This is a genomic window from Nocardioides sp. (genome assembly GCF_024509035.1).
GTDB lineage: Bacteria > Actinomycetota > Actinomycetes > Propionibacteriales > Nocardioidaceae > Nocardioides.
Genome location: NZ_JANINT010000250.1, coordinates 21278 through 24490 on the forward strand (window position 1 = coordinate 21278; position 3213 = coordinate 24490).

Genomic DNA, 3213 nt, shown 5'->3' on the forward strand with positions numbered 1-3213 from the left:
CCAACGTCGTCGAGCTCTACATCTCCTACCTGCGCAAGAAGATCGACGCCGGCCACGAGCCGATGATCCACACGATGCGCGGCGCGGGCTACGTGCTGAAGCCGGCGACATGAGGCGTCGTCTCGCCTCCCTGACCTCGAGGCTCGTGCTCACGACCGTCGCCCTGGTCCTCCTGGTGTCGGTGCTCGTCGGCGCTGCGACGTGGCTGGCGATGCGCAGCTACCTCACCGAGCAGCTCGACCACGACGTCCGCGAGACCGTCCCGGCGCTCGGTGGCGGGCCCGGCCTCGCCCCGGGCGCAGTGACGGCGCAGTTCCTCGACAGCGGCGAGTCGAGCGCGAAGGTCGTCGAGCCCAACGAGGACCGCCGCTTCAGGCCCGTCCCACTGGACGCGGCCGCGATCGCCGACCTGAGGGAGGTGCCGATCGACGATCGACCACACACGGTGGACGTCGCCGGACTGGGGAGCTACCGGGTCCTCGGCATTCAGGGAGCCAACGGCACCGGCATCGTCGGGCTGCCGACCGCCGACGTCGACCATGCCCTCGACACGCTCGTCTGGTGGGAGGTCCTGCTCGCGCTGCTGGCGGTCACCGCCGCGGCCGGGGCCGCGCTGGTCGTCGTACGCCGGCAGCTGCGGCCGCTCCGCGAGGTCGCGGCGACCGCGCACACCGTGGCGACGCTGCCGCTGGAGAGCGGCGACGTCGACATCAGCGAGCGGGTGCCCGACCACCTCACCGACGCGCGCACCGAGGTCGGCCAGGTCGGCGCCGCGCTCAACACGCTGCTGGCTCACGTCGAGACCTCGCTCGAGGCGCGGCACCGCAGTGAGCAGCAGGTGCGGCAGTTCGTCGCCGACGCGTCCCACGAGCTCCGCTCACCGCTCGCGACGATCGCGGGCTACACCGAGCTCGCGCGGCGCCGCCCCGAGGACACCGTCGGCGCGCGGGCCGCGCTGGACAAGGTCGAGGAGGAGTCGGCGCGGATGACCGCGCTGGTCGAGGACCTCCTGCTGCTCGCCCGGCTCGACGCCGGCCGGCCCCTGGAGTCCGCGCCGGTCGACCTGACCCGGTTGCTGCTCGAGGCGGTGTCGGACGCCCGGGTCCTGGCGCCCGAGCACCACTGGCGCCTGGACGTTCCCGACGATGCCGTCGAGTCGGCGTACGAGGTGCCCGGCGACGAGCTGCGCCTGCACCAGGTGGTCACCAACCTGCTCAGCAACGCCCGGCGCTACACCCCACCGGGCACGACGGTGACCGTGACGGCGCGACGCGACGGGTTCGCCGTGCACGACGACGGGCCGGGGTTCCCGCCGGACCTGGTCGAGCACGCCTTCGAGCGGTTCGCCCGTGGGGACGCCGCCCGCACCCGCACCGGCGAGGTCGGCGTGGGCCTCGGCCTGTCCCTCGTGCGCGCGATCGTGGCCGCGCACGGCGGCACGGTCACGCTCTCCTCCGTGCCGGGCGACACCACCGTCGAGGTGCGCCTGCCGTCAGCTCTCCGGTAGTCCCGGGACGGTCGCCATGATCGCCAGCAGCGAGGAGGCGAGGACCTCGAGCAGCTCGTCGCGGGTGAGGCCGGAGGGGTCGGCGATCCAGGACAGCACGAGCTCCTCGGTCATCGCCGACCAGCCGCGGACCACGAGCCGGGTCGCCGGGGTGTCGGGCACGATCTCGCTCTGGGCGTCGGGGCGGAACACCCGCCCGTTGAGCGCCTCGCGGGCCTCCTCGTAGATCTCGCGCAGTGTCTCGTTGCCGCCCGCCGCGGCCTTGACCAGCGAGAGGTAGCCCTCGTAGTTGGCCGAGACGTAGTCGACGTACGCCGTCAGCGACGTCGTCAGCCGCACCATCGGCTCCCCGTCGACCGGAGGCGCCGTCTGCGCGATCAGGTCGTCGGCGGCCCGCCGGACCACGGCCTCGTGGAAGTCGTGCTTGTTGCCGAAGTAGTGGTAGAGCAGGCCGCGGGAGATGCCGGCCTCCTCGGCCAGCAGGTCGATCGAGAGCTCGTCGAGCGAGCGCGTCGCGAGCAGCCGGACGCCGAGGTCGAGCAGCTGGGAGCGCCGCTGCTCGGGCGTCAGCCGGGTCCGCTGGGTGCTGGTGGTCCCCCCCGGGGTGCTCGTCGTCACGGTCCTCACTCTATTGACGCATTTTCAATAACGGAAGTACGGTCGGCGCCATGAGCGCGACCGGCACGCCCATCCCCGCCGCACGGCGGGCCGAGACCCACGTCGACCACCTGATCGTAGGCGCCGGCTTCGCCGGCCTGTGTGCGGCCATCCGCCTGCAACAGGACGGCGAGCGCGACTTCCTCGTCGTGGAGAAGGGCAGCGACGTCGGCGGCACGTGGCGCGACAACACCTACCCGGGAGCGGCCTGCGACGTCCCCAGCCAGCTCTACTCGTTCTCGTTCGCCCCCCCACCCCGACTGGTCGATGTCCTACTCGCCGCAGCCGGAGATCTGGGCCTACCTGCGCCGCGTCGCGCGCGAGTCGGGCACCCTCGACCGGTTTGCCTTCGAGACCCGCCTCGAGGACGCGCGCTGGGACGAGACCGACCAGCGTTGGCGCAGCCGCGTGGTCGGGCCGGACGGCGAGCGGACGATCGTCTCCACGACCCTGGTCGTCGGTGCCGGCGGCCTGTCGGAGCCCAAGCTGCCCGAGATCGACGGGATCGAGGACTTCGAGGGCGAGCTCTTCCACTCGGCGCGGTGGGACCACGACGTCGACCTGAGCGGCAAGCGGGTCGCGGTGATCGGCACCGGCGCCTCGGCGATCCAGATCGTCCCCGAGCTCCAGAGGACCCTGCAGTCCACGGGCGGCCACCTCGACGTCTACCAGCGCACCGCTCCCTGGGTGATCCCACGCAACGACCGCCGCTACCCGGCCTGGGAGCGCGCCGCGCTGCGGCACATCTCGGGACTGCAGCGGCTCTACCGCACGGGCGTCTACTGGGCACGCGAGACCTACGTCCCGGCGTTCACCGTGCAGCCCAAGATCGCGCTGCCGGCCAAGAAGGCCGCGCTCGCGAACATCGCCCGCGGCATCGAGGATCCCGAGCTGCGTGCCAAGGTCACGCCGCACTACGAGATCGGCTGCAAGCGGATCCTGATCTCCAACACCTACTACCCCGCGCTCGCGGCCGACAACGTCGACCTGGTCACCGATCGCATCGCCCAGGTGACCGGCAACGCCGTCGTCACGGCCGACGGCACCGA

The 3213-nt window shown here is 72.3% G+C and carries 4 protein-coding genes and 1 pseudogene; 4 read left to right on the forward strand and 1 reads right to left on the reverse strand.

Going from position 1 to position 3213, the window contains the following annotated elements:
* Together Q0L15_RS17365 and Q0L15_RS17370 are read left to right on the forward strand one after the other, a co-directional pair.
* Positions 1–113, forward strand: a 113-nt coding sequence (locus Q0L15_RS17365; protein WP_296605712.1) for a winged helix-turn-helix domain-containing protein, incomplete at its 5' end; no start/stop codon positions are given.
* A complete protein-coding gene (locus Q0L15_RS17370; protein ID WP_296605708.1) occupies positions 110–1507 on the forward strand; it encodes a HAMP domain-containing sensor histidine kinase in 1398 nt (465 codons plus the stop codon). The genes Q0L15_RS17365 and Q0L15_RS17370, both read left to right, overlap by 4 nt.
* Here the strand turns inward: Q0L15_RS17370 and Q0L15_RS17375 are convergent.
* On the reverse strand, positions 1493–2125 hold the full coding sequence (locus Q0L15_RS17375; protein WP_296605709.1) for a TetR/AcrR family transcriptional regulator: 633 nt from the start codon (positions 2123–2125) through the stop codon (positions 1493–1495). The genes Q0L15_RS17370 and Q0L15_RS17375 overlap by 15 nt on opposite strands.
* Positions 2126–2175: 50 nt before the next feature.
* Between Q0L15_RS17375 and Q0L15_RS17380 the strand changes: the two are divergent.
* Both Q0L15_RS17380 and Q0L15_RS17385 read left to right on the forward strand, forming a co-directional pair.
* Positions 2176–2352 (forward strand): annotated as a pseudogene (locus Q0L15_RS17380) (NAD(P)-binding protein); the annotation flags it as partial.
* A 79-nt stretch (positions 2353–2431) separates the two neighbouring features.
* Positions 2432–3213, forward strand: a 782-nt coding sequence (locus Q0L15_RS17385) for an NAD(P)/FAD-dependent oxidoreductase (protein WP_296605710.1), incomplete at its 3' end; no start/stop codon positions are given.

Coding starts and splice junctions, on each gene's coding strand:
- Q0L15_RS17370 (WP_296605708.1), top strand. CDS start 110: ATGAGGCGTCGTCTCGCCTCCCTGACCTCGAGGCTCGTGCTCACGACC.